The sequence below is a fragment of the Arthrobacter sp. 01N442 genome, from assembly GCF_056399345.1.
The window spans coordinates 104909-127660 of sequence record NZ_JBFTRD010000004.1; the positions used below are offsets into that span (position 1 = coordinate 104909).

A 22752-nucleotide genomic window follows, 5' to 3' on the forward strand; every position below is an offset into this window, starting at 1 on the left:
CAGTTGGTCATCTGATCCATCTTAGCCAGCCTGACGGGACCCGGAAACTTCGCCGGACGTTCACCTCCCGCTCGGCCGCCCGGAACCGGGCGCGCATAGCGTGGAAGGGATCGCAGCAGCATCAGACACCATCGTGAGGACCCCCATGAGCAGCAGCCTGACCGAGACCCCGACCGCCGCCGGCCACGCCCCGGTCCTGACCCGGGAGAGCCTCCACGGCGGCAACGTGGACGTCGTGGACAACAACGTGGACATCGTCAACGCCATGTACGCGGAGCTGCTCGATGCCGACGAAATCGCGGCCAGCGCCCTGCGCAGCTACTACGTGGACTTCTACCTGACCCAGGCGCTCGGCGGCGGCTTCGCCCAGTACGTCTTCACCGTCCCGGAGCGCCAAGAGATCGACGCGTATGTCCGCGAAGGGCTTGCAGGCATGGGCGCCACCGCGCACCTGGACCTGTTCAACCGCAGCGTGGCGGCCTATGACTCGCTCTCGGAGGAGGAAGCGGACGCCTACCTTGACGGCGACGCCGAGCTTGGCGACGCAGACGGCGCCGACGACGGCGGTGCCCCGCCCGAGGCCGTCCAGCTCCTGGAGGAACTCGACGACCAGTTCGAGCCGCTGCTGGAAACCGAGGACATCGTCGCGCTCAACGCCGCCTGGCTCCGCAGCCAGCCGGACCTGCTGGTCCTGGACGAGGACGAACTCAACCGGCACATCCACGAACGGGTGGCCCGGATCCCCAACCTGGCGGAGCGCCAGGCGGCGGCCGCCGAAGAGGAGCTCAGCAGCGCACCGGAGTTCGAACTGATCATCCGGGAGCTCTGCGAGGTGGCGGGTCATACCCTGCTGAAGATCACCATGGGCGACCCGAACCACGAGCACAACGGCGAGCGGGTCCTGGCCTGGCACTTCACTACCGACCAGGGCGAGTTCCTCATGCTGGAGGACGACGAGGAGGCGTACATGATCCACCCCGAGACCCGGGAGATCGTTGCCGCCGTCGAGTTCGAGGACGAGTTCGAGGGCGAGTCCGACGGCGGCCTCGGCGCCGGCGCCTAGTAGCCGCCGCCGGCGGCTGAGCTGACCATCTCGCCCGCGGGGGTTACGAGGAACCAGACACCCCCGACGCCCTGGCCGGTGACGTCGCCGGGCGCCCGGTCCTTGGCGTAGTAGTAGACGGGCATCCCGTTGATGGTCAGCTGCTTCTTGCCGTCCGGCGTGGCGATGGTGCCCACCTTGCCGGTGATGCCGTCCACCGACGGTGCCTCGGAACTGGCGAGCACCGGCGGCCAGGCGGCAATGCAGGAGCCGGTGCAGGCGCTGGTGCCCGAGTCCTTCGTGTCCTTGGTGAAGAGGTAGACGCTCATGCCCTTCGCGTCCACCACCACGCGTCCGGCACTGGTCGACGCGGTTTTCAATTCAGCGGCCGACGCCGGGGTGCTGGCCCCCGCTGTGGCCGGCGCCGCTGTGCCTGCTGCCGACGTGGTCGGCGCCGGGGAGGCCGCCGCCGTCGTCGTGGTCCCGCTGCCCCCAGCGCAGCCGGAAACGACGACGGCGAGGGCAAGGGCCGACAGGGTGGCGCCGAAGTGCTTGGTCATTTTTTGGCTCCTTGGCTCGGTGCCGGCCATCTCGCTGTCCGGCTAGCTGATACGACGGCGGCGGGTGAAGAATGGTTCAAGGGCGTTCCGTTGAACTTTCGGGCCGGCATGTACGTCCTAGTGGGGCAGAGGGACCAAGCCCGGGAGGTGCCGCATGCCGCTGGATGAAGACGTCGTGACCGCGATTTACCGCGAGCACGGTACGGCCCTGCGGCGGTTCGTCCTGGGCGCCTGCCATGACCCGCAACTGGCGGACGACGTCGTGCAGGAAACGGTGCTGCGCGTGTGGCAGCAGGCGCCGCAGATCACCGGCAGCCTGCGCAGCTATCTGTTCCGGACCGCGCGCAACATCATGATCGACAACTACCGCAAGGCCCAGCGGCGGCCGCGCGAGGCCGTGGAGCGTGAGTTCGCGGATCCTGCCGGCGCCGCGGAACGGGTCGACGAACTGCTCAACAGGGTCCTGATGGAGGAGGCGCTGCTGCGGCTCAGCGCCGAGCACCGAAACGTCCTGGTGGCCCTTCACTACCGCCGTTTCACGGTCCAAGAGGCGTCCGTGCAGTTGAATATCCCAGCCGGCACGGTGAAATCCCGGGCGTACTACGCCGTCCGGGCCCTGCGAACTATCCTCGACGAGATGGGGGTGCGGCAGTGACGGGAAGAGAGCTCCACCAACTGCTCGGCGCGTATCTGCTCGGCGGCCTGGAGCCGGACGAGGCCGTGGCTTTCGAACGGCATCTCGCCGATTGCCGGGACTGCCGCGCGGGCCTCGAGGAACTCGCCAGCCTGCCGGCGCTGCTCGACGCGGTTCCGGTGTCCGACGCCGTCGCGCTCACCACGCCTTCCAGGACGGCCGAGCCGGCACCGCTTCCCGCGGCACCGCTTGCCGCGGGGCTGCTTCCGGGGGCCCTGCTCACGAGGCTCGCAGCGCAACGTCGCCGGGTCCGGCTGCTGTGGTCCGGCGCGCTGGCGGGAGTCGCCGCGGCCTGCCTGGCAGTGGGCTTCCTGGCCGGGCCGCTGCTGGCGCAGCAACCCAAACCGGATGCCAGTTACTCGGTTGCGGCCGGCAACGGGCTGCAGCTCAGTGTGGGGCTGGTGAAGAAGACATGGGGCACCGAGCTGGCCGTCGATGGCAGGAGCATGCCCGTGGACGGCACGCTCTCGCTCTGGGTGAAGGGCCGCGACGGCGGGGAAGACCGGGCGTGCTCGTGGACGGCCACCCCCAGCGGAAAGGTGCGGATCACGGGAGCCACTCCGCTGCAGTTAGCCAGCATCGCCAGCATCGAGATGCGCAACGGCCAACAGCAGGCCGTCGCGGTCATCACGGTTCCGCGCCCTTGAGGTGGTGCGGCGGACTTACTGTCGGACCGGCGGCCGGTTGCTACATCCGGGCGAGCCGGGCCCGTACCGCCAGGAAGATGCCGTAGCAGATCAGGCCCGCGCCCACGGCGGCCAGCATGTAGACGCCGAGCGGCTGCTCACGCAGGGCCTTCAGGCCGCCGTCGAGCCCCGTCGATTCCGCCGGGTTGGCCTTCACGGTGGCGATCACGATCAGCAACCCGGTCAGCAGCAGGGCCACCCCCTTGGCGGCGTAGCCGGCGACGCCGGCAACGGTCACCGCGGTGCGGGTGTGTTCATTGGCGGGAAGGCGCAGATATTTGAGGAACGACTTCCGGAAGCCGCGGATGGCGTAGACGACGCCGGTCACGGCGACGGCGGCACCGATGACGATCAGCAGCAGCACACCGCCCGGCGCCTTCATCAACTGCACGGTGAGGTCGCTGGTGGAACGGCGGTGATCGGCATGGGCGCCGAGGGCCACCGACGCCAGCGTGAGCCCGAACCCGGCATAGACCACTGCCTGCAGGGCGGCTTTGAGCTTCTTGGCCACTTTGTCTTTGGTGGGCAGATGGCTGAAGTCGAACACCGCGTCGCTGGTCTGCCAGATGGCCAGGGCGACGCAGGCTGCGAAGGCGCTCCACAGCAGCACCGGTCCGGCCGGCTGCTTCGCTAGTTCCTCAACGGCGCCGCTGACATCAGCCTGGCCACGGCCGCCCATTGCGAGCCGGATCGCGACGAGACCGATCAGGAAGTGCAGGATGCCGGAAACGGCGAAGCCTGCCCGTGCCGCGTATTCGAGCGGCTTGGAATTGGTGACGTCCTCGGCGACTTCGGCGGCGTCCTTGAGTTCTCTTTTGATGATCGGTCCTTCGCGTCTTCAGGCTGTGCTGGCGTCTTGCCGGCGCCAACCATGCATCTTCGGTAATCGTGCCATGGGAATCTGCTGCGCAACAGCACCTTCGCCGCGGTTGCCTTTGCTCGCTCCGGGCCCGGCCCCCTGCTGGGCTGAGTAAGCCTGCGTGAGGGGTGTTAGCGGCGCCGGTAGCAGAGATCGAAGATGAGCCGCCCGGCCTCGTGGGCCTTGTTCTCGAAGCTCGTCAGGATCCGGCCTTCGAACCGCGGCGCCCAGCCGCCGGTCTCATCGACCCCCTCGTTCGGGCCGGTGTGTTCCGTGCTGACCGGCGCCCGACCCTCCTTGACCGGGGCCCCGCCGACGACGGACTCCACCCCCGATTCCCAGACCTGGGTGAGCGGGCTGTCATCGCCGCTGCGCTCGCCTTCGTGCAGGTTCTCGAAGTCGGGGGAGCCGGCCAGGACCTCGCGCACATGTACGGCGTAGTTGGACCAGTCGGTCGCGATGCGCCAGATACCGCCGGGCTTGAGCGCCCGGGCCGCCAGGTCTGCGAAGGCGGGCTGGATGAGGCGACGCTTGTGGTGCCGGGACTTGTGCCACGGGTCGGGGAAGAAGACCCAGAGCTCGGTGACTGAGCCTTCCGGGAGCATGGTGGCAAGCACCTCGGGGGCGTTGGCTTCCACCACCCGGACGTTGCTCAGGCCGCGGCTGTTGATCTTGATGAGGGTGTTGGCCAGGCCCGGGGTGTAAACCTCCACGGCCAGGAAGTCCTTGTCCGGGTTCTCCTCGGCCGCATGGCAGACGGCGTCGCCGAGCCCCGAGCCGATCTCGACGATCAGGGGCGCCTTCCGGCCGAACTCGGCCTCGGCGTCGAACACGTAGTCGGGGTGCACGGAGGTGTTGGCGATGTGTCGGGGGACCTCCACCGCCCACCGGTCCGAGTGTTCTTCCCACGCGGCCTGGCGGCGCCCCTGCAGGCGGGTGCCGCGGCGCACGAAACTGACCGGCCGGCCGCCGTAGGTGCCGAACGACGCCTGGCTGCCGGGGGTCACCGGCCGGGGAGGCTGCGGCATTTCGGGGGATTCTGGGGATTCACTCATCACCTCCAGAATAGTGGAGTTGGCGCACCCCCGGCGGACTGAAGGGCTGCCGCCCGGCCACACGGGGCAGGGCCCGGGCGTCCGTATCGCGGCTCGGACATGCTTTCGGGGCGGCGCTGCAGGCCTGCCAGAATGGGTCCGTGACCACGCCAAGAAACGCGCCCGGGCGCGCCCGCACCGCCGACGACGCCGCCCCGCCCCACCGGGTGGATCCCCTGGTGGACGCCGAGGCGGACGACGTTCCCGCCGCGGGACCCACCGTGCTCGGCAGCCGCCGGACGCTGGCCTATTTGGGCGTCTGCCTGGTGCTGATCGGGCTGAACCTGCGCACTGTCTTCTCCAGCTTCTCCGCGGTCCTTCCGGAGGCGACCTCCGACGCCGGCCTGCCGGGCTGGGCCGTCGTGGCGCTGACCACGGCCCCGGTGACCCTGCTCGGCGTGTTCGCCCCGCTCGCGCCGCGGCTGGCCCGCCGCTTCGGCGCGGAGCGGGTGCTGCTGGGAGCAATGGCCGTGCTGACCGCTGGCCTGTTGCTGCGTCCCCTGGACCTACCCGGCGCCGGGCACCTGCCCGCGCTCCTGGCCGGCACGGCAGCCTGCGGCGCGGCCATCTCACTCTGCAATGTCCTGCTTCCGGGCCTGGTCAAGCGCGACTTCCCGCACCGTCTCGGCCTGATGGGCGGGCTCTACACCACCGCGATCTGCGCGTCAGCGGCCCTCGGCGCCGGCTTCACTTACCCGCTGTTCAGGGCGACCGGTCAATGGACGGCGGCGCTGTGGTTCTGGGCGCTGCCCGCCGGCGTCGCGCTCCTGCTGTTCCTGCCGCTGGCGGTGGCCCAGCCCCACGGGCGGCACCAGATGGCCGCCGGCGGCGTCAACGTGTGGCGCTCGGCGATCGCCTGGCAGGTGACGATTTTCATGGTGCTGCAGGCGATGATGTCCTTCAGCGTCTTCGCCTGGCTCGCGCCGATCCTGCGCGAACGCGGGGTCGACGGCGGCACTGCCGGACTGATCGTGTCCGCCTCGATCGTGCTGCAGATGCTGGGCTCGCTCTTTGCCCCGGCCCTCGCCGCCCGGCTCCGGGACCAGCGCGCCATCAACACCGTGGTCGCGCTGATGACCGGAGGGGGGTTTGCCCTGAGCATCTTCGGCCCCCTGGACCTGGTCTGGGTGTGGACCGGGCTGCTGGGCCTGGGCCAGGGCAGCCTCACCGCGGTGGCCCTGACCATGATCATGCTGCGCACCCGCGACGGCCACACCGCAGCCCACCTGTCCGGCATGATGCAGGGGGTGGGCTACGGTGTCGGGTCGGTCGGGACCCTGCTGGTGGGCCAGTTGCACCAGGCCACGGGATCCTTCGCCGCGGCCGGACTGCTCTTTCTGGTGGTCGGGTCGCTGGCCGCCGTGTTCGGCTACCGGGCCGGCAAGGACCGGTTCGTCGGCGGCTGACCCAAACCCCGGCCGTGTCTGGCCCCGCCCGGCCCCGCCCACACTTCCCGGCATCCGCCGGTTGCTCTCTCACTTATGGCTGTTCTGAACCCCTCAGAGCAGCCACAAGTGAGAGAGCAACCCAGGGGCGCGCCAGGTCAGAGGGTGAGGTCCTTGCCCTTTGTTTCCGGAATGGTGAACACGCACGCGGCGGAAATGACCAGGAGGATCACCGCGTACACGTTGAACAGCTGCGGCAGCTGGAGGCTCGTGCCGAGCCACTGCTGGAGGTAGGGTGCGGTCCCGCCGAACAGAGCCACGCAGATCGAGTAGGGCACGCCGACGCCGACCGTGCGGATGCTCGTGGGGAACAGTTCGGCGTAAACGGCGGGAACGATCGCGGCGCTCGCGGCGATGAAAATCAGCATCACGGACATGCTGACGGCCAGCTGCCAGGCCGAATCCTTGAGCAGCGCGGTCATCGGGAAGTGCATGACGGCTGCGCCGATCGCCCCGGACCACAGCACCTTCTTGCGGCCGATCCGGTCCGAGAGCTTGCCCCAGAACGGCAGCGCCGCAATGAACACGATGTTGCCGATCACGCCGGCCCACAGGGCTTCGCCGCGGTCGATCTTCAGTGCGGTGGTGGCGTAGCTGGGGGCCACGACGCCCCAGATGTAGTAGATCACCGTCAGGCCGACGGTCAGGCCGATCACCTGCAGGGCCTGCTTGCGGTGGCGGACGATCTGCGGCCAGATCGGGGCGCGCTTCTCCGCCGTCGCTTCGCCGGCGAAGACGTCCGTTTCGTGCAGCCGGGACCGCATGATCAGTGCGTACAGGCCCATGGCGGCGCCGATCAGGAACGGGATGCGCCAGCCCCAGGCGTTCATCACTTCGGTGCTCAGGACCATGTTCAGCACCGCGCCCAGCAGGGTGCCGAACAGGATTCCCACCGTGCCGGAGGTGTAGATCAGGGTGGCCCAGAAGCCGCGGTGTTCCTTCGGTGCCATTTCGGACAGGTAGGTCTGCGACGACGGTAGCTCGCCGCCGTGCGCCAGGCCCTGGACCAGGCGTGCCACCAGCAGCATGAGCGAGGCCCACGCGCCCACAGCGGCGAACGTCGGTGCGATGCCGATCATCAGGCTGCCCACCGAGGCGAGCCCCACGGCCAGCGTCATGGAGGCCTTGCGGCCGATCCGGTCGCCGATCCAGCCGAACAGGAAACCGCCGAAGGGCCGCGCCACGAAGCCGACGGCGAAAATCGCAAGCGTGGACAGTACGGCGGAGGCGGGATCGGCCTTGCTGAAGAGCTGGCTGGCGATGAACGGGGTGAACGTGGCGTAAATCGCCCAGTCGTACCATTCGACGGCGTTGCCGATGCCGGTGCCGATGATCGTCTTGCGGGTGGAGGTCCGGTTTGCCGTCGGCAGGGACGCGGTTGCTGTCATGGGTTTCTCCCTCAGGGGTAGGGCTAGGAAAGGGTGGAGGCGGCGTTGGCCGCAACTGGAGCCTGGGCGGCCGCGAGGGCAGCCAGTCGGGAAACGGCGAGCTCCGCATAGAGTGCCGCGCCGTCGGACAGCACAGCGTCGTCGAACGTGGCATACGGGGAGTGGTTGAACGCGGAGGTGGCGTGGTCGGCGTCGCGGGGGACGGCGCTGAGCCCGATGAAGGTGCCGGGGACCTCGGCGAGAACCCGCGAGAAGTCCTCCGAACCGCTCAGCGGAGTGGCCCAGCGGGCGAGCCGGGAGTCGCCGAACAAGCCTTCGATGACGTTCTCCGCGGTGTGCGTCTCGTCCTCGTCGGTGATGGTGAGCGGATACTCCTGCTGGTAGTCGACGTCGACCTCGAGGCCGTGCGCTGCGGCGATGCCCTTCAGCAGCCGCGGCACGGTGTCCATCATTTTCTGCCGGGAGGCCTCGGAGAAGGTCCGGATGGTGGCCTCGATCCGGGCGGTCTCCGGGATGATGTTGCGCTTGGTGCCGGCCTGCAGAACCCCGACGGAGAGCACAACCGGGTCGAACATGTTGAACTGGCGGGTGACCATGACCTGGAGGGCGGTGACCATTTCGGCGGCCGCGGTGACCGGGTCCTTGGCCGAATGCGGGGCCGAGCCGTGTCCGCCGGCGCCCAGCACGGTCACCATGAGGCCGTCGGAGGAGCTGAGCATGACGCCGGGCTTGGTGCAGAAGGTGCCGTGCGGCTCCAGTGCGGAGAAGACGTGCATGCCGTAGGCGGCATCCACCCGGCGGCCGGCGGCGTCCAGCACGCCCTCGCGGATCATGTGGGCGGCGCCGTCGAAGCCCTCCTCGCCGGGCTGGAACATCAGCACGACGTCGCCGGCCAGCCGGTGCCGCCGTTCGGCCAGCAGCGTCGCGGCGCCGGTGAGCATGGCGGTGTGCAGGTCGTGGCCGCAGGCATGCATGGCGCCGTCGACCCTGGACGTGAAGTCCACTCCCGTCTTCTCCTGCACCGGAAGACCGTCCATGTCCGCCCGCAGGAGCACCGCGGGGCGCGTCTCCGCGCCGTTGCCGGACCCCTGGCCGCGCAGCACGGCGGTGACCGAGGTGGTGTCCGTGCCCAGGGTGATCTCGTACCCGAGCCCGTCGAGCGCCTTGAGCACCTTCTCCTGCGTGCGGGGCAGTGCCAGCCCGATCTCGGGCTCACGGTGCAGCTCGTGGCGGAAGCGGGCAAGGTCCGGCTGCATTTCCCGGGCGTCTGCGGTGATCGGCACGTGTTCTCCTTGATGGTCGGGGGAGGGTGAGCCCAGCGGGGGCTTCCTCGACTATTCTGAAGTGACGCGGTTCACAAGCCGTCAAAGGGCTGGAAAAATGCATCAAGCAGACGAATTCACATTTTTTATGCACAGGGGAGGGTCTGTTGCTTGAACTCAGCGAAGATGACCTCGCCCTGATCAACGTCCTGCAGATCGCACCCCGGCTGAGCTGGGCGGATGCCGCGGAGGTGCTGGGCGTTCACGCCACCACCCTCGCCGCCCGCTGGGAGCGGCTCCGGGATTCCGGCGTTTCCTGGATTACCGCCCACCTGATCGGCGACCCGCACCAGATGTGCCTGGCATTTGTCGCCGTGGACTGCGAGATGCACCGCCGCGCGGAGGTCACCGCCCGGCTGGCCGAGATGCCGGAAATCATCACGGTAGAGGAGGCCGCCAGCAACCGGGACCTCATGCTGACCGTCATCACGCCCTCCCTTGATGACTTCAGCACGAAGGTGGTCTCGAGGCTGAAAGAGATCGACGGGCTGCTCAAGTACCAGACCGCGCTGTGCACCAGGCTGCACGCAAGCGGCGGATCCTGGCGGCTCAATGTGCTCAGCCGTGCGCAGCAGGCCACCGTGAAGGCGCTGGCCGGGGCCGAGGCCACCGGAGGCATCCCGGCTGCCGCCCGGGAGAACCTCCCCGCCAGCCACCTGGCGCTGCTGCCGTTCCTGGCCAAGGACGGCCGGGCGACGGCTGCGGAGATCGCCCGCGGGCTCGGCAGGCATCCGGCCACCGTCCAGCGCCAGCTGAACCGGGTGCTGGCGAGCGGCATCCTGTCCTTCCGCTGCGAGGTCGCCCAACGGTTTTCGGCCTTTCCCGTCACCTGCCAGTGGTTCGTCAACGTCCCTGCCGGACGGCACGAGGCGGCGGCCGCCGAACTCCGGACCATACGGAATGTGCGGCTCAGCGCCTCCACTACCGGCCCGACCAACTTTGTGATCGTCATGTGGCTGCAGTCCCTGGCGGATGTCATGAGCATTGAACTGGCGTTGCAGCAGAAGGTGCCCGGGATCGAACTGGTCGAAAGCGTCGTCATGCTGAGCACGGTCAAACGCGTGGGCTGGATGCTGAATCCGGATTCCCGGGCGAGCGGCGCCGTCGTGGTTCCGGCCCAGGGCCTCGACGCGGCAGGGTGAGCCGTGCCGGACCGTAGGGGCGGACGCTTCCGCCGGCTGCGCCTCTTGTAGGCTGTGGCACGTGCCCCGAAAACTCCCGCGCCAGACGCGTGTTGACCCCGCCCCGGAGACCGGCGGGATCTTCCGCCGGAGCTACCTGCTGGTGAGCCTCGGCGCGCTGGCCCTCGTGTTCCTGGCGGCCTTCGAGTCGCTAGCAGTGACCACCATCATGCCGCTGGTCAGCCGTGAACTGGACGGCGCCAGCCTCTATGCGCTGGCGTTCGCCGGTCCGCTGGCGACGGGCGTCATCGGGATGGTGGCCGCAGGGAACTGGTCGGACCGGCGCGGCCCGGTCGGCCCGCTCTATGCGTCCGTGGCACTGTTCGTCTTGGGCCTGCTGATCGCCGGATCGGCAGGGACCATGGCCGTGCTCCTCGCCGGGCGGCTGGTCCAGGGGCTCGGCGGCGGCGCGATGACGGTGGCCCTCTACGTGGTGGTGGCCCGCGTCTATCCGCCTGTGCTGCACCCCAAGATCTTCGCCGCTTTTGCCGCGGCGTGGGTCATCCCGTCACTTGTAGGTCCGTTCGCCGCCGGCCTGGTGGCTCAACTGCTGAGCTGGCACTGGGTCTTCCTCGGCGTGGTGGGCCTGGTGGTGCCGGCCCTGCTCATGATTGTCCCCGCCCTTCGCGGGCTCCCCGGCGGCTCGGACGACGGCGGTTCGTCCGCCCGGCCGTGGGACTACGGCCGGCTGGCCTGGGCCGCCCTCGCAGCGCTCGCGGTCCTCGGCTTGAACCTGTCCGTGGAACTGCCGGCGGCGGGCTGGGCGCTCGCGGCGGCCGCCGTCGTCGTCGCGCTGGTGGCAGTGCGGCCGCTGGTGCCGCGCGGGACGCTGACGGCCCGCCGCGGCCTGCCCGCAGTCATCCTCGCCCGGGGACTCGCGTCGGCGGCCTTCTTCGGCGCGGAGGTATACCTGCCGTACCTGCTGGTGGAACGCTACGTCTTCACGCCCACCTTCGCCGGGCTGACCCTCACTGGCGGGGCGCTCGCCTGGGCCGCGGCCTCTGCGATCCAGGGCAGGCTCGGAGCCCGGCTGGAGCACCGCCGGGCGATCAGGATCGGCTCCGCGCTGATCCTCGGCGCCGTCCTGCTCGCGCTCGCGACCACGCTGCTGGCTTGGCCGGCCGCCGTCGCGATCACCGGCTGGATCTTCGCCGGCGGCGGTATGGGGCTGATGTATCCGCGGTTGAGCGTGATGACCCTGGCGCTGTCCACCAAGGACACCGAGGGCTTCAACAGTTCCGCCATGTCCATCTCCGACTCACTCGGCGGCGCCCTGGCGCTCGCCTCCACCGGGATCGTCTTCGCTGCCTTCACGACGACGGCGGGCGGCGGGGCCGCGCCCTTCGCGGGGGTCTTCGCGCTCACTGCGGCAATCGGCGTCCTGGGCGTGGCGGTCGCCCCGCGCGTGTCCGGCGCCGGCCCGGCTTAGGCGCGTTCCGCACCCAACTGACTCGCAGTTGTTGTCGTTATGGAGGCTCAAAACGACAACAACTGCGAGCTAGTTGGGCGGAGCCGAAAAACGGGAGGGCACACGCAGATGCTAGACTGGAGGAACTTGATGTGCAGTGATGCCCACTTTGGACTCGGCCAACCGGCCGCATCCCCTGCAGGATTCCTCCGGATTTCCGAGCGCAGGACGTGGGCTTTATTCATGTGAGAGGCACATCCTGCGTCGATGAACGCGTTCTATTTGGTCCCGGCGGCCCGCGAAAGCTTGCAGGCAGCCCGGTTGATCACCTGACTTTTCTTCGGCGAACCCCTGGTCCAACCGGCGCCGGGGGCCGATATCCGCACGGATACCGCCTGAAAGACCTTCGAAAAACATGACTACATTTGCTGCCCTCGGCACGCCCAAGGCCCTTGCCGACACCCTCACCGCCCAGGGGATCGTTGAACCGTTCCCCATCCAGGTCAAGACCCTTCCGGACACCCTGGCCGGACGCGACGTCCTGGGCCGCGGCCGCACCGGCTCCGGCAAGACCATCGCCTTCGCCATCCCGCTGGTCGCACGACTCGCTGAGCGGGAAGCCGCGCACTTCCGCAAGCCCGGCCGCCCCATGGGCCTGGTCCTGGCACCCACCCGTGAGCTGGCCACCCAGATCAACGCCACCATCGAGCCGCTGGCCAAGGCCGCCGGCCTGACCACCACCGTGATCTACGGCGGCATCTCCCAGGCCCGCCAGGAAAAGGCCCTCCGCGCCGGCGTCGACATCGTCATCGCCTGCCCGGGCCGCCTGGAGGACCTGATCCGCCAGCGCATCCTGACCCTTGAGGCCGTCGAGATCACCGTCCTGGACGAGGCCGACCACATGGCCGACCTTGGCTTCCTGCCGGTGGTCAAGAAGCTCATGGACATGACCCCCAGCCAGGGCCAGCGCCTGCTGTTCTCGGCCACCCTGGACAACGGCGTGGACAAGATCGTCCAGCGTTACCTGTCCAACCCGCTGACCCACTCGGTGGATGACCCGCAGGCAGCGGTCACCACCATGGAGCACCACGTTCTCGTGGTCAACGACCAGACCGTCAAGAAGCAGCTGATCGTCGAGCTCGCCTCCGGTGCCGGCCGCCGCGTGCTGTTCATGCGCACCAAGCACCACGCCCGCAAGCTGGCCAAGACCCTCACCGACGCCGGCATCCCGGCCGTCGACCTGCACGGCAACCTCTCGCAGAACGCCCGTGACCGCAACCTGGCCGAGTTCTCCTCCGGCGATGTCCGCGTCCTCGTCGCCACCGACGTCGCTGCCCGCGGCGTCCACGTCGACGACGTCGAGCTGGTCATCCACGTGGATCCGCCCACCGAGCACAAGGCGTACCTGCACCGCTCGGGCCGTACCGCCCGCGCCGGTTCCGACGGCACCGTGGTCACGCTGACCCTGCCGGAGCAGCAGTCCGACGTTAAGAAGCTGATGAAGGCCGCCGGCGTCGAGGTCAACTTCGAGCGCGTCACCGCCAACTCGCCGCTGGTTGCAGAACTGGTGGGCGAGATGGCCGAGAAGATCGATCCGCGCACCCGTGCGGCGTTGCTGGCTGCCAAGGCCGCCAAGCAGGGCGGTGGCACCTCCACCGGCGCCAACGCCGAGCGCAAGCGCGCCCGCCGTCAGGCTGCACCCACCGCCGGTGGCCGTGGCGGCCGTGGCGGACGCGGACGGGTTTCCGCAGAGGCCCCCCGCACCGACCTTCCCCGCGCCGAGCGCCGTGCCGTGGCCTATGAGGGCCAGGCCGCTGCCCGCAACGCCGCCGAGCGCGTCGCCGAGAAGAACCAGGACCGGGCCGACGCCGAGCGCGCCGAGCGCCGCAACGCACGGGGCCGTGGCCGCACCACTGCCTACGCGCACCACAACGATGTTCCCGCCGCTGGCGGCCGCGCCTCGGCCGGAAGGGGCTCCGACGGCCGGGCAGCTGAAAGCCGCAGCGGCTCCGCTCCCCGTACCGGCGGCGCACCGCGCACCGGTGGGGCACCGCGCACCGGCGCCGGCCGTGCAGGCGGCTCCACGGGTGGCCAGCGCGGCGGACGTCCGGCAACCGGCCAGCGCGCCGCAGCCGGCGCCAAGTCCGGCGGCTCCGCTCCGGTCTGGTCCTCCAACACCGGTGGCACCTCCGGCGGATCCTACGCAGGCGGCGGCAACGGCCGTTCCGGCGAAGGCCGTCCGGCACGCAGCGGCGGCCCCCGCCGCGCGTCGGCACCGGCGTCGAACGAACGCCGCAGCCGCTAGGCCGTAGCCGCTAATCCGCAACGACTGCTCCGAAACCGCCGTTTAGAAGGTTCATAACGGCGGTTTCGGAGCAATGGATGGGGATTTCGGGGCCTACCAGCCGCGGGCGCGCCACTCCTCCAGGTGCGGGCGTTCCGCGCCGAGGGTCGTCGGCTTGCCGTGGCCCGGGTGCACCACGGTGTCATCCGGATAGACGTTGAACAGCCGCTCGGTGACATCGCTGAGCAGTTGGGCGAACCGGTCCGGATCCTTTTGGGTGTTGCCCACTCCGCCGGGAAACAGCGAGTCGCCCGAAAAGATGTGTGCCGGGCCCTCCGGGTCCTGGTACATGAAGGCGACCGAACCCGGGGTGTGGCCGCGCAGGTGCACCGCCGTCACGTCGAACCCGTCGAAGTTCCCGACGTCGCCGTGGTCCAGGAGCACGTCGACCTTCACCGGCAGCTCCGGGGCGTCGTCCGTTCCGGCGGCCGTCTTGGCGCCCGTGGCCTCTACCAGCGCCGGCAGCGCACGGACGTGGTCCCAGTGCTGGTGCGTGGTGGCGATCAGTGCCAGTTTCGGCGTCGCGGCCGTGTCCGCAGCGGCGTCGGCGAGCAGCCCCTGGATGGCGTCGACGTCGTCGGCCGCATCAATCAGGAGCTGCGCGCCGGAAGCCTTCGCGGTCAGCAGGTACACGTTGTTGTCCATCTCGCTGACCGAAATCCGGCGGATGGTGACGTCTCGAAGCGAATGAATGAGTGAGTCCATGGGCTTCAGTCTAGGACCCGCTATTCGCGGCCCTGCGAGACCCAGTTGGGGTCCGCAGCACGGGATCCGACGACGGCGTCCGCGGCAGCGTCGAGCCGTTCCAGCTGCGCCGGGGTCAGCTCGAGCGCCAGGGCTCCCCAGTTCTCATCGATCCGGGCTGCCTTGCGGGTGCCGGGGATGGGGACCACGGGCAGTCCGAACTGGCGGCTCTGGGCCAGCAACCAGGCCAGCGCCACCTGGGCCGGCGTCGCGGCGTTGTCCGGGGTGCTGAGTTCCGCGGCGACCGCCTGGACCGTGGCGACCACGGCCTGGTTGGCATCCAGTGCGGTCTCGGCGAAGCGGGGGATATTGCGGCGGAAATCGTTGCTGCCCAGCTTCGACGCGTCGACCGTGCCGGTGAGGAATCCCCGGCCGAGCGGCGAATACGGCACAAAGCCCACGCCGAGCTCGGCGGCGGCAGGCACGATGTTGCGTTCCACGTCGCGGCTCCAGATGGACCACTCGCTCTGGACTGCGGCGATCGGGTGGACGCTGCTGGCCTCGCGCAGCTCCTCAGCCGTCACCTCGGACAGGCCAAGGTGCTTGACCTTCCCGGCCTGTACAAGCTCCGCCATGGCCTCCACGGTTTCCACAATCGGAACGCGGAGGTCACGGCGGTGCATGTAGTACAGGTCGATGGTGTCGGTGCCCAGGCGCTGCAGGCTGCGGTCGACGGCCTGCTTCACGTAGGCGGCGTCGCCGCGGATGTCCGAGTAGCCGGTCGACGGAGTTCCCACCAGGGCGAACTTGGTAGCCAACTGCACCTCGCCGCGTCGATCCTTGAGTAGCTTGGCGATCAACTCCTCGTTGCTGCCCCCGCCGTAGATGTCCGCGGTGTCGATGAAGCTCACACCCGCGTCCACGGCATGGTGCAGGGTGGCCAGGGCCTCGGCCGGATCCACTTCGCCGTACACCGGGGTCAGGGCCATGCCGCCGAACCCCAGGGGGCTGACGCTGAGGCCGTCGCCGAGCTGGACTGATGCTGCCGTCATCTTTGAACTCCTTCGTTGCCGGAATTGCCGTCCCAGCCAAGAACTCCGGCAGGCGCGCGGCTATTCCGACGCTCCTGCCCAGTTCGTGTTGGCGGCCGGGCCTGGGACACGGCGTGTCGCCCCGGAATCCCGCCTCGGCCGCGGACTAACCGGGCGGGAGCGTACCGTGCGGAAGTGAACGGGGCGGGTCGGGTTCGCCGGCCGGGAGCAGCTTCAGGCCCGCCGCGCAGCCCACGATCCCGGCAATGAACAGCAGCTTCAGCGGGCTGGCGGGCTCGACGCCGGTGGCCATCGCCCAGCCGACCGTCAGGGCAGCCCCGATTCCCACCCAGACGGCGTAAGCCGTGCCGAGCGGGATGCGCTTCACCGCCACACCCAGCCCCACCATGCTCAGCGTGGCGGCCACCGCGAACACGAGCGTGGGCAGCGGCCGGGTAAAACCGTCGGAGAGTCCCAGCGCTGTGGCCCACACGGCTTCAAGCACGGCGGAGGCGAGCAGGATCAACCACGCCAGCGTCGTTGCGGGTGCCCCGGCCCGCCCGATCCCCGGTTCGGCCATCACGCCACAACCTTCAGGCCGACCACGCAGGCGACAATGCCGCCGAGCAGCAGGATCCGTCCACCGGTCGCCCGCTCAACTTTGGTGGCCATGGCGTAGGCGGAGGTCAGCACCACGCCGACGCCCACCCAGACGGCATAGGCGGTCCCGGTCGGGATGGACTGCATCGCTATAGCCAGGCCGCCGGTGCTGGCCAGGACGGAAACGAGGAAGAGGGCGGCCGGCGGGATCCGCCGTCGGCCGGTGGCCTGCGAGGTCCGGTGCAGGGCTGCGGCCCAGACGGCCTCCAAAGCGCCGGAAAGGATGAGAATCAACCACGACATGACTGCTCCTGTGGCCAGTCTTGTCGCGTGCCGGGTACTGAACCGTCGTCCGGAGGCCACCAAAGGAGGGGCCTTGAATCCAGCCTAGCAAGCCTGGTCGGGAACTGGCCGGTCGGTGCGGCCCGGGCGAAGGACGAGGAAAGCTAGCCGGCGACGTTCCCCGCGTCCGGCTCAGACGGCTCGGCCGGCTCTGCCGGATCAATCGAGACGACGGCGAGGAAGCCGCGGCCGAGGATTTCCGGGGTGCCGGTGTCAGAGCCGACGACGGCGTCGTAACGCTCCAGCGCCTGCGGTGCGGCTTCTCCGGCATCCGTGTCCGCTCCCGTGCTGACGGTGGCCTGTCCCTGCAGCAGGATGCCGAACTGGCCGGCAAAGAGCGGGTGGGCGCGTTTCTTGGAGAGCTCAATGATGGACGTGTAGCCCTTGAAGGCGCCCGTGCGGGTGATGACGTTCAAGTCCCGGATGTCGCCGGTCGGCAGGGCGCCGGCAGCCTCCGCATCGCCGGAAAAGCGGTACGGCCGGTACTTCTCGAGCGGATGCTCGGCACCGTCCACGGTCAGGGCCAGCAGCTCGCCCTCGACCACCGTGAGCACCCGTTCCATCCCGGCGAACCGGGAGAAAGCACCGGCCCGCGTCACCTCGGCGATGCTCACACGCCAGTCCCAGCCGTCGCCCGCCGCGGCACCCGGACCCGCGTTCTGCGGGAAGCTGGCCACTTCGCGGGTCACTCCGCCGCCGTTGCGCCAGGGGACGGGCTTGAGCTTGGCGTACCGGATAATCTCCATCCACCCAGCCTAGCCGCCGGCAGCCAGGCGTTCGCGTCAGTCGCCGAGCCCCCACTGAGCCGGCCCGGGATCGTAACGTCGGCGGCACGTTCCGGGCGGACTTGCTAACGTCAAAGCAGCGAAAAACTGCGTAGGGAGCCGGAAATGTTCGTCAAAGTGTGCGGCCTCAGCACCCCTGAGTCGGTGCGGGCCGCAGTCGACGCCGGGGCCGACGCCGTCGGCTTCGTGTTGACCCGCAGCCCGCGTGAGGTGTCCCCGGACCGGGTCCGCGAGCTGCTCGCCGAGGTGCCGGCAGGGCTTCCTGCGGTGGGCGTCTTCCGGCATGAGGCCGCGTCCGAGGCCGTCGCCGTGGCCCGCGCGGCCGGACTGGAATGGGTGCAGTTGCACGGCGACCGCACGCCCGGTGATGTGCGTACGGTGCACGAAGCCGGGCTGAAGCTGATCCGCGCCGTCACGATGTCCGCAGCCCGGGAAGACTTTGCGGACTGGGGCGAGGAACTGTTGCTCATCGACGCGGCCGTGCCCGGCTCCGGGGAGGCCTGGGACTACGCCTCGGTCCGCGCCCTCGGGCTGGAGGACCGGGAATGGCTGCTGGCCGGCGGGCTGGATCCGGCCAATGTCGGCGACGCCGCCGCGGCGGCCGGCGCCTGGGGAGTGGATGTTTCCTCCGGCGTCGAGCAATCCCGCGGCGTCAAGGACCTGGCCAAGATCAGGGCTTTCGTGACGGCGGCCAAGGGCCTCTAGCCGGAAACCTGGCGGCGGCACTCCACCGCCATCGCCCGCCCTGCCGTCGGCACCTATCCCCGCGGGGGCTTCCTCGTTAGCATGCTTCTTGACGACTTCTGAATCCCGGCGGGCCCGCCCGCCACGTATGCGAAGGAGAACGGCGATGACCCTACCCAATGGATTGACCCCCGGCGTCTGGACGTTGGACATGTCCCACAGCGAGATCGGTTTCAGCGTCCGCCATGCCGGGATCAGCAAGGTCCGCGGCCGCTTCAACGAAGCCTCCGCGGAGGCGCGGGTCCGGGAGTCCCTGGCCGATGCCAGCCTGCACGCCACGATCAAGACCGCCAGCTTCGACTCCGGCGACGCCAACCGGGACGGGCACGTCCGGGGCCCGGACTTCTTCGACGTCGAAAACTACCCCGAGATGACCTTCCGTGCGACGTCCATCAGGGGCGACGGCGAGGACTACGTGCTCACCGGCGATCTCACCATCCGCGGGGTGACCAAGCCGGTGGATCTGGAGGTCGAGTTCACCGGTGTCGCGGTTGATCCCTTCGGCGCCACCCGGGCCGGTTTCAGCGCCGAGACCGACATCAGCCGCAAGGAATTCGGCCTGACCTGGAATGCAGCCCTCGAAGCCGGCGGGCTGCTGGTCAGCGACAAGGTCAAGATCAACCTCGAAGCGGCCCTGGTCAAGCAGGCCGACGCCTAGCGGCCATTCCGGATCAGGGGTTGATCAGGGCAAACCCCTGATCCGGATCCGCGGCCGGCGGGAGAGAATGGAGCCATGAAGACACTGCTCAACATCATCTGGCTGCTTTTCGGCGGCCTCTGGCTGGCGCTTGGCTACTTCTTTGCCGGCATTGTCTGTTGCCTGCTGGTCGTCACCATTCCTTGGGGGTTGGCCTCGTTCCGGATCGCGTCCTACACCCTGTGGCCGTTCGGCCGCATGGTGGTGGACAAGCCGGGCGGCGCCGGCGTCTTTACCCTGCTGGGCAACGTCATCTGGCTGCTGGTGGCCGGCATCTGGATCGCGATCGGGCACGTGGTCACGGCTTTCGCCATGGCCATCACGATTGTGGGCATCCCGCTGGCCATCGCCAACCTCAAGCTCATCCCGGTGTCCCTGATGCCGCTGGGCAAGCAGATTGTGCCTACCGACCGGCCGTTTGCGGTCAGCTACCGCTAGCGCCGGGAGCCGAGCAACCCCAGGAAGCCGAGGGACGAGCAATGCCAGAGTCGACAATCCCGGTGGTAGGAACCAGCGACGATGAACTGATGCTGGTCATCACCCGCGAGTTCCAGGTTCCGGTCCGGGCGGTCTGGTCCGCTTTGACCGATCCGGAGCAGGCGCCCGCCTGGTGGGGGCCGCGCGGCTTCCACACGCCGCGCGAGAGCATCGATGCGGACCTGGAAATCGGCGGCCTGTACCGCGCCTGCATGATCCAGGACGCCACCGGGCAGCAGTACTGGTGGAGCGGCGTGCACACGGATATCGAACCGCCGAACTTGTTCGTCTTCACCCATGCCTGGGACAAAGCCGACGGGACGCGCGGCTTTGAGACGGAGGTGACGTTCCAGCTCGAGGAGATCGACGGCGGCACCCGGATGACGTTCATGCAGGGGCCTTTTGACACGGCAGAAAACCGGGACGCCAACGGCACAGGCTGGCGGGAGTCCTTCGACCGCCTCGCCGAGCACCTGCGCAGGGGCGTCGGGTCCAACCCGACAGGGGCTACTGCTTGAGCGCGGCCGACTCCCGGATTTCGTAGCTGAGGCCCTGGAGCTCTTCGTCGGCTTCGTTGACCTGAATCAGGTAACCGTCCGGATCGCGCACCGTGAAGAACCGGCCGAAGGTCTCGTCGGTCACCGGTGAAGTCTCGTAGCCGGCTGCGGCCAGGCGCTCCGCCAGGGGTTCGAGGGGCTCATCGCTGGTGAACTGCAGGGCCACCGACCCCGCGTCGTCATGGGTGCCCGGGTCCTTCGCGATATGCAGGCCCAACGAGCCACCGCCTGCGCGAAGTTCGGACCAGGTTCCACTCGTCGCCTCGGACCGTTCGGCCAGGCCCAGCGCTGCGTAGAAGGCGCGGGATGCCTCAACGTCCCGCACGAACCGGATCGGGGTAATTCTCATTCGCTTTCACCTTTCTCGTTGTCCAGGGCCCGGGTCAGGACGTTTTCCACGAACGCGGAGAGGGACAGGCCCTCTTCGATGGCGGCGTGCTTGACCCGCTTCACCAGCGGCCCCGGCAGGTAGATATTGAACTGCACCTTCTCTGTCATGGCTAGGATGCTAGCAAGCTAACCCACGGGCCACAAGGGTTTTTCTCAGCAGCTTGCCCGCAGTTTCGTCCGGATCCGGTTCAGGCGAGTTCGGCCCGCAGGTTCCTCCGTGCGGCGTCCTGCCACAGTTCGCGGCCCCGGGCGGTGTGGAAGAGCGGGTCCAGTTCGAGCAACTGGCGTACGACGGCGGCGCGTCCCGCGGCGAAGTCGGCGTCGCCGATGTGCGCAAAGTCTTGACGGACGGCCGCGAGGTAGCGGGCGTAGGCCTCGGGTTCACCGCCCAGCACGGAAAGGTCGGCGTCGCTGAGCAGGGCGGCGGGCCCGTCGTCGGGATCCGGCCGGTGGTCCGCCGTCATCCGGACCAGCCGGGCGACCTCCTCCACCTCGTCCGCGGGAAGCCCCGAGTGTTCCAGCCGCTCCTCGGCGAGCCGGGCCGATTCCTCTTCGTCCTCGCCGGCGATGCCGCGGTAGACGGCGTCGTGGAACCAGGCCGCGAGCAGGACACTGCGGGGCGGGCGGGCCGGCGCCGTCAGCAGGTCCAGGGCCTCCAGTACGGCGAGCAGGTGGGTGCGGCCGTGGTACTTCCGGTGCTCCTCGCCCCAGCGGTCCAGCAGGTCCAGGAACAGCGCGTCGTGTCCGGGAAGCACCTCGTCCCACCGGGTCAGCAGGGGAAGCTTCAACGAACCGTTGCGCCGCCGCGCCGGGATCCGCAGGCCGCTTTCGATCAGCTTCCGGACCAGGACGCGGCCTTCCACGGGGATGGCGCCGGCGGCCACGAGCGCGCCCAGGCGGGCCTCCGCCACGTCGTAGTGGTCGCCGTCGAACGCGCGCTCCGGGATGCCTGCGGCGCGGGCGAACGCGTGCAGTTCTTCGAGCGAGCTGTCCGAGATGAGGTGCGAGAAGTGGGTTCCGCGCGCGGGCCAGAGCGGCGGATCAAGGTAGACGGCCATGCAGGCAGTCTACGAGGCAGCAGGCAGGATGTTCTGGTTGCCGCGGAAGACGTTGCCGGGATCGAACTCGCGCTTCACCTGCGCCAGCCGGGCATAGTTTTCCTCGCCGAAGGCGGCGCGGACGCGGGCCTGGCCCTCGTCGCCGACGAAGTTCAGCCAGACGCCGCCGGTGGCGTAGGGGGCGATGTTCTGGCGGAACTCTTTCACCCAGGCTTTCGCAGCCTGGCCGGCCGCCGCCGTTGCCTCCATCCCGTAGGGGTGCGTGACCCACTTGGCGCCACGGTTCTGCAGCGGCGTCTTGGCTGCGGCCGGCCCCGCCACAGCCCCGCCCCAGCGGGCCACCAGGTGCTGGGAGTACGGTCCGGGCAAGTGCCGGGCCGCATCCACGATTACGTCCAGGGCCGCATCCGGCAGTTCGTCATGGTAGTCGGCGCTCCAGTAGTGGTAGAGGTCCGGCGGGTCGTCGATCATGCACTGGAAGTCGGCATAGTTCATCTCGCCCACCAGGTCCACGGCCGGCCCCAGTTCACGGAACGGCACCGCATGCTCCGCGCCGGCTGCAGCGTCGCCGGCGTAGAGGTAGGCGAGGCCCACTGCGGGTTTGCCCACCAGGTCCTCCGGCACAAAGGGCTCCGGCGGCGCGGTTATGAACACCAAGGCGCTGCCGACGGCGTCCGGTGCGGCCAACGACAGGTCGCGGTAGGCGCGGGCAAGATCGGCTGAGGCATCGCCGGGCCACAGCATGATCCCGGCTTGGACCGTGGGCCCCAGCTCGTGCAGCCCGAAGGTGAACTTCGTGGCGACGCCGAAATTACCGCCGCCCCCGTGCAGCGCCCAGAATAGTTCGGGGTTCTCCTCGGCGCTCGCGGTGACGCGCTCGCCGGCCGCCGTGACAAGGTCCACCGAGAGCAGGTTGTCGCAGGCGAAGCCGTACGAGCGTTCCAGCCACCCGGATCCGCCGCCGAGGGTAAAGCCGGCCACGCCGGTGGTGGAGGCGCGGCCGCCGGTGCTTGCGAGGCCGTGTTCCTGCGTGGCCCGGTCGAATTCGCCCCACGTGACGCCCGCCCCCACCGTCACGGTCCTGTTGTCCGGATCCACGGCGATGGACTTCATCGGGCGGACGTCAACCACCAGCCCGTCGTCGTTGGTGGACATCCCGGCCACTGAATGACCGCCAGCGCGGACCGCGACGTCGAGGTTGTTGGTTCCGGCGTAGGCGAGGGCTTCGGCCACCTCGGCCGCGTCCGCGCATTGTGCGATGACGGCCGGGCGCCGGTCGATCATGGCATTGACAAGTTTCCGAGCTTCGTCGTAGTCCGAGTTGTCCGGCCTGACCCATTTCATGGCAGTGCTCCCTAGCCGAC

25 protein-coding genes and 1 riboswitch are annotated in these 22752 nt (G+C 69.2%); of the genes, 11 read left to right on the forward strand and 14 right to left on the reverse strand.

Features of this window, described 5'->3' with window-relative positions; all coding sequences use genetic code 11:
- The first annotated feature begins 145 nt into the window (after positions 1 to 145).
- A complete protein-coding gene (locus AC1DNC_RS07790) occupies positions 146 to 1063 on the forward strand; it encodes a DMP19 family protein (protein WP_476861996.1) in 918 nt (305 codons plus the stop codon).
- Here the strand turns inward: AC1DNC_RS07790 and AC1DNC_RS07795 are convergent.
- Positions 1060 to 1602 carry a COG4315 family predicted lipoprotein gene (locus AC1DNC_RS07795; protein WP_476861997.1) on the reverse strand — a complete coding sequence of 181 codons (543 nt, stop codon included), beginning with the start codon at positions 1600 to 1602 and terminating at the stop codon, positions 1060 to 1062. The genes AC1DNC_RS07790 and AC1DNC_RS07795 overlap by 4 nt on opposite strands.
- A 154-nt stretch (positions 1603 to 1756) precedes the next feature.
- Between AC1DNC_RS07795 and AC1DNC_RS07800 the strand changes: the two genes are divergently transcribed.
- Entirely contained in the window at positions 1757 to 2257 is a 501-nt protein-coding gene (locus AC1DNC_RS07800) for a sigma-70 family RNA polymerase sigma factor (protein WP_476861998.1), read from the forward strand.
- Positions 2254 to 2943, forward strand: coding sequence for a zf-HC2 domain-containing protein (locus tag AC1DNC_RS07805; RefSeq protein WP_476861999.1), 690 nt, complete (start codon positions 2254 to 2256; stop codon positions 2941 to 2943). Before AC1DNC_RS07800 ends, AC1DNC_RS07805 begins: the two co-directional genes overlap by 4 nt.
- A gap of 40 nt (positions 2944 to 2983) precedes the next feature.
- Here the strand turns inward: AC1DNC_RS07805 and AC1DNC_RS07810 are convergent, their stop codons facing one another.
- Positions 2984 to 3802, reverse strand: coding sequence for a DUF1206 domain-containing protein (locus AC1DNC_RS07810; RefSeq protein ID WP_476862615.1), 819 nt, complete (start codon positions 3800 to 3802; stop codon positions 2984 to 2986).
- A 170-nt stretch (positions 3803 to 3972) separates the two neighbouring features.
- Positions 3973 to 4896: a tRNA (guanosine(46)-N7)-methyltransferase TrmB gene (gene trmB / locus AC1DNC_RS07815; protein WP_476862000.1), complete on the reverse strand. Its 924-nt coding sequence runs from the start codon at positions 4894 to 4896 to the stop codon at positions 3973 to 3975.
- A 215-nt stretch (positions 4897 to 5111) separates the two neighbouring features.
- Between trmB and AC1DNC_RS07820 the strand changes: the two genes are divergently transcribed.
- Positions 5112 to 6341, forward strand: coding sequence for an MFS transporter (locus tag AC1DNC_RS07820; RefSeq protein WP_476862616.1), 1230 nt, complete (start codon positions 5112 to 5114; stop codon positions 6339 to 6341).
- 137 nt (positions 6342 to 6478) lie between these two features.
- Here the strand turns inward: AC1DNC_RS07820 and AC1DNC_RS07825 are convergent, their stop codons facing one another.
- Both AC1DNC_RS07825 and AC1DNC_RS07830 read right to left on the reverse strand, forming a co-directional pair.
- Positions 6479 to 7768 (reverse strand): MFS transporter, encoded by a 1290-nt coding sequence (locus AC1DNC_RS07825; protein WP_476862001.1) that lies wholly within the window; start codon positions 7766 to 7768, stop codon positions 6479 to 6481.
- 23 nt (positions 7769 to 7791) lie between these two features.
- A complete protein-coding gene (locus AC1DNC_RS07830; RefSeq protein WP_476862002.1) occupies positions 7792 to 9051 on the reverse strand; it encodes a M20 metallopeptidase family protein in 1260 nt (419 codons plus the stop codon).
- A 143-nt stretch (positions 9052 to 9194) separates the two neighbouring features.
- On the opposite strand from AC1DNC_RS07830, the gene AC1DNC_RS07835 reads away from it, so the two are divergent.
- The 3 genes from AC1DNC_RS07835 (at position 9195) to AC1DNC_RS07845 (ending at position 13984) form a co-directional block, all read left to right on the forward strand.
- Positions 9195 to 10232 carry an Lrp/AsnC family transcriptional regulator gene (locus AC1DNC_RS07835; RefSeq protein ID WP_476862617.1) on the forward strand — a complete coding sequence of 346 codons (1038 nt, stop codon included), beginning with the start codon at positions 9195 to 9197 and terminating at the stop codon, positions 10230 to 10232.
- Between the two features lie 61 nt (positions 10233 to 10293).
- Complete coding sequence (locus tag AC1DNC_RS07840) at positions 10294 to 11700, forward strand: MFS transporter (RefSeq protein ID WP_476862003.1); 1407 nt, start codon at positions 10294 to 10296, stop codon at positions 11698 to 11700.
- A 394-nt stretch (positions 11701 to 12094) separates the two neighbouring features.
- Positions 12095 to 13984, forward strand: a complete 1890-nt coding sequence (locus tag AC1DNC_RS07845; RefSeq protein ID WP_476862004.1) for a DEAD/DEAH box helicase — start codon at positions 12095 to 12097, stop codon at positions 13982 to 13984.
- Between the two features lie 93 nt (positions 13985 to 14077).
- On the opposite strand, the gene AC1DNC_RS07850 is transcribed toward AC1DNC_RS07845, so the two are convergent.
- The 5 genes from AC1DNC_RS07850 to AC1DNC_RS07870 all read right to left on the reverse strand — a co-directional run bounded on the left by AC1DNC_RS07850 (position 14078) and on the right by AC1DNC_RS07870 (position 17426).
- Positions 14078 to 14728 (reverse strand): MBL fold metallo-hydrolase, encoded by a 651-nt coding sequence (locus AC1DNC_RS07850; protein ID WP_476862005.1) that lies wholly within the window; start codon positions 14726 to 14728, stop codon positions 14078 to 14080.
- 20 nt (positions 14729 to 14748) lie between these two features.
- Positions 14749 to 15759 (reverse strand): aldo/keto reductase, encoded by a 1011-nt coding sequence (locus tag AC1DNC_RS07855; protein ID WP_476862006.1) that lies wholly within the window; start codon positions 15757 to 15759, stop codon positions 14749 to 14751.
- A 145-nt stretch (positions 15760 to 15904) separates the two neighbouring features.
- Positions 15905 to 16318 carry a DMT family transporter gene (locus AC1DNC_RS07860; protein WP_476862618.1) on the reverse strand — a complete coding sequence of 138 codons (414 nt, stop codon included), beginning with the start codon at positions 16316 to 16318 and terminating at the stop codon, positions 15905 to 15907.
- Positions 16318 to 16641: a DMT family transporter gene (locus AC1DNC_RS07865; protein ID WP_476862007.1), complete on the reverse strand. Its 324-nt coding sequence runs from the start codon at positions 16639 to 16641 to the stop codon at positions 16318 to 16320. Before AC1DNC_RS07865 ends, AC1DNC_RS07860 begins: the two co-directional genes overlap by 1 nt.
- 9 nt (positions 16642 to 16650) lie before the next feature.
- Positions 16651 to 16718: riboswitch (guanidine-III (ykkC-III) riboswitch) on the reverse strand.
- A 66-nt stretch (positions 16719 to 16784) separates the two neighbouring features.
- Positions 16785 to 17426 carry a HutD/Ves family protein gene (locus tag AC1DNC_RS07870; protein ID WP_476862008.1) on the reverse strand — a complete coding sequence of 214 codons (642 nt, stop codon included), beginning with the start codon at positions 17424 to 17426 and terminating at the stop codon, positions 16785 to 16787.
- Positions 17427 to 17570: 144 nt separating this feature from the next.
- Here AC1DNC_RS07870 and AC1DNC_RS07875 point away from each other — a divergent pair, with 144 nt between their 5' ends.
- The 4 genes from AC1DNC_RS07875 to AC1DNC_RS07890 all read left to right on the forward strand — a co-directional run bounded on the left by AC1DNC_RS07875 (position 17571) and on the right by AC1DNC_RS07890 (position 19901).
- Positions 17571 to 18170, forward strand: a complete 600-nt coding sequence (locus AC1DNC_RS07875; protein ID WP_476862009.1) for a phosphoribosylanthranilate isomerase — start codon at positions 17571 to 17573, stop codon at positions 18168 to 18170.
- 145 nt (positions 18171 to 18315) lie between these two features.
- The gene (locus AC1DNC_RS07880; protein ID WP_476862010.1) at positions 18316 to 18867 is read left to right on the forward strand and encodes a YceI family protein; all 552 of its coding nucleotides are present in this window, start codon (positions 18316 to 18318) and stop codon (positions 18865 to 18867) included.
- Positions 18868 to 18942: 75 nt separating this feature from the next.
- Positions 18943 to 19344 carry a YccF domain-containing protein gene (locus AC1DNC_RS07885; protein WP_476862011.1) on the forward strand — a complete coding sequence of 134 codons (402 nt, stop codon included), beginning with the start codon at positions 18943 to 18945 and terminating at the stop codon, positions 19342 to 19344.
- Positions 19345 to 19385: 41 nt separating this feature from the next.
- Positions 19386 to 19901, forward strand: coding sequence for an SRPBCC family protein (locus tag AC1DNC_RS07890; protein ID WP_476862012.1), 516 nt, complete (start codon positions 19386 to 19388; stop codon positions 19899 to 19901).
- Here the strand turns inward: AC1DNC_RS07890 and AC1DNC_RS07895 are convergent.
- The 4 genes from AC1DNC_RS07895 to AC1DNC_RS07910 all read right to left on the reverse strand — a co-directional run bounded on the left by AC1DNC_RS07895 (position 19891) and on the right by AC1DNC_RS07910 (position 22732).
- Positions 19891 to 20289: a VOC family protein gene (locus AC1DNC_RS07895; protein WP_476862013.1), complete on the reverse strand. Its 399-nt coding sequence runs from the start codon at positions 20287 to 20289 to the stop codon at positions 19891 to 19893. The genes AC1DNC_RS07890 and AC1DNC_RS07895 overlap by 11 nt on opposite strands.
- On the reverse strand, positions 20286 to 20438 hold the full coding sequence (locus tag AC1DNC_RS07900) for a ribbon-helix-helix domain-containing protein (RefSeq protein ID WP_476862014.1): 153 nt from the start codon (positions 20436 to 20438) through the stop codon (positions 20286 to 20288). Before AC1DNC_RS07900 ends, AC1DNC_RS07895 begins: the two co-directional genes overlap by 4 nt.
- Positions 20439 to 20518: 80 nt before the next feature.
- A complete protein-coding gene (locus AC1DNC_RS07905; RefSeq protein ID WP_476862015.1) occupies positions 20519 to 21388 on the reverse strand; it encodes a DUF4031 domain-containing protein in 870 nt (289 codons plus the stop codon).
- Between the two features lie 9 nt (positions 21389 to 21397).
- A complete protein-coding gene (locus AC1DNC_RS07910) occupies positions 21398 to 22732 on the reverse strand; it encodes an FAD-binding oxidoreductase (RefSeq protein WP_476862016.1) in 1335 nt (444 codons plus the stop codon).
- Positions 22733 to 22752 lie beyond the last annotated feature (20 nt).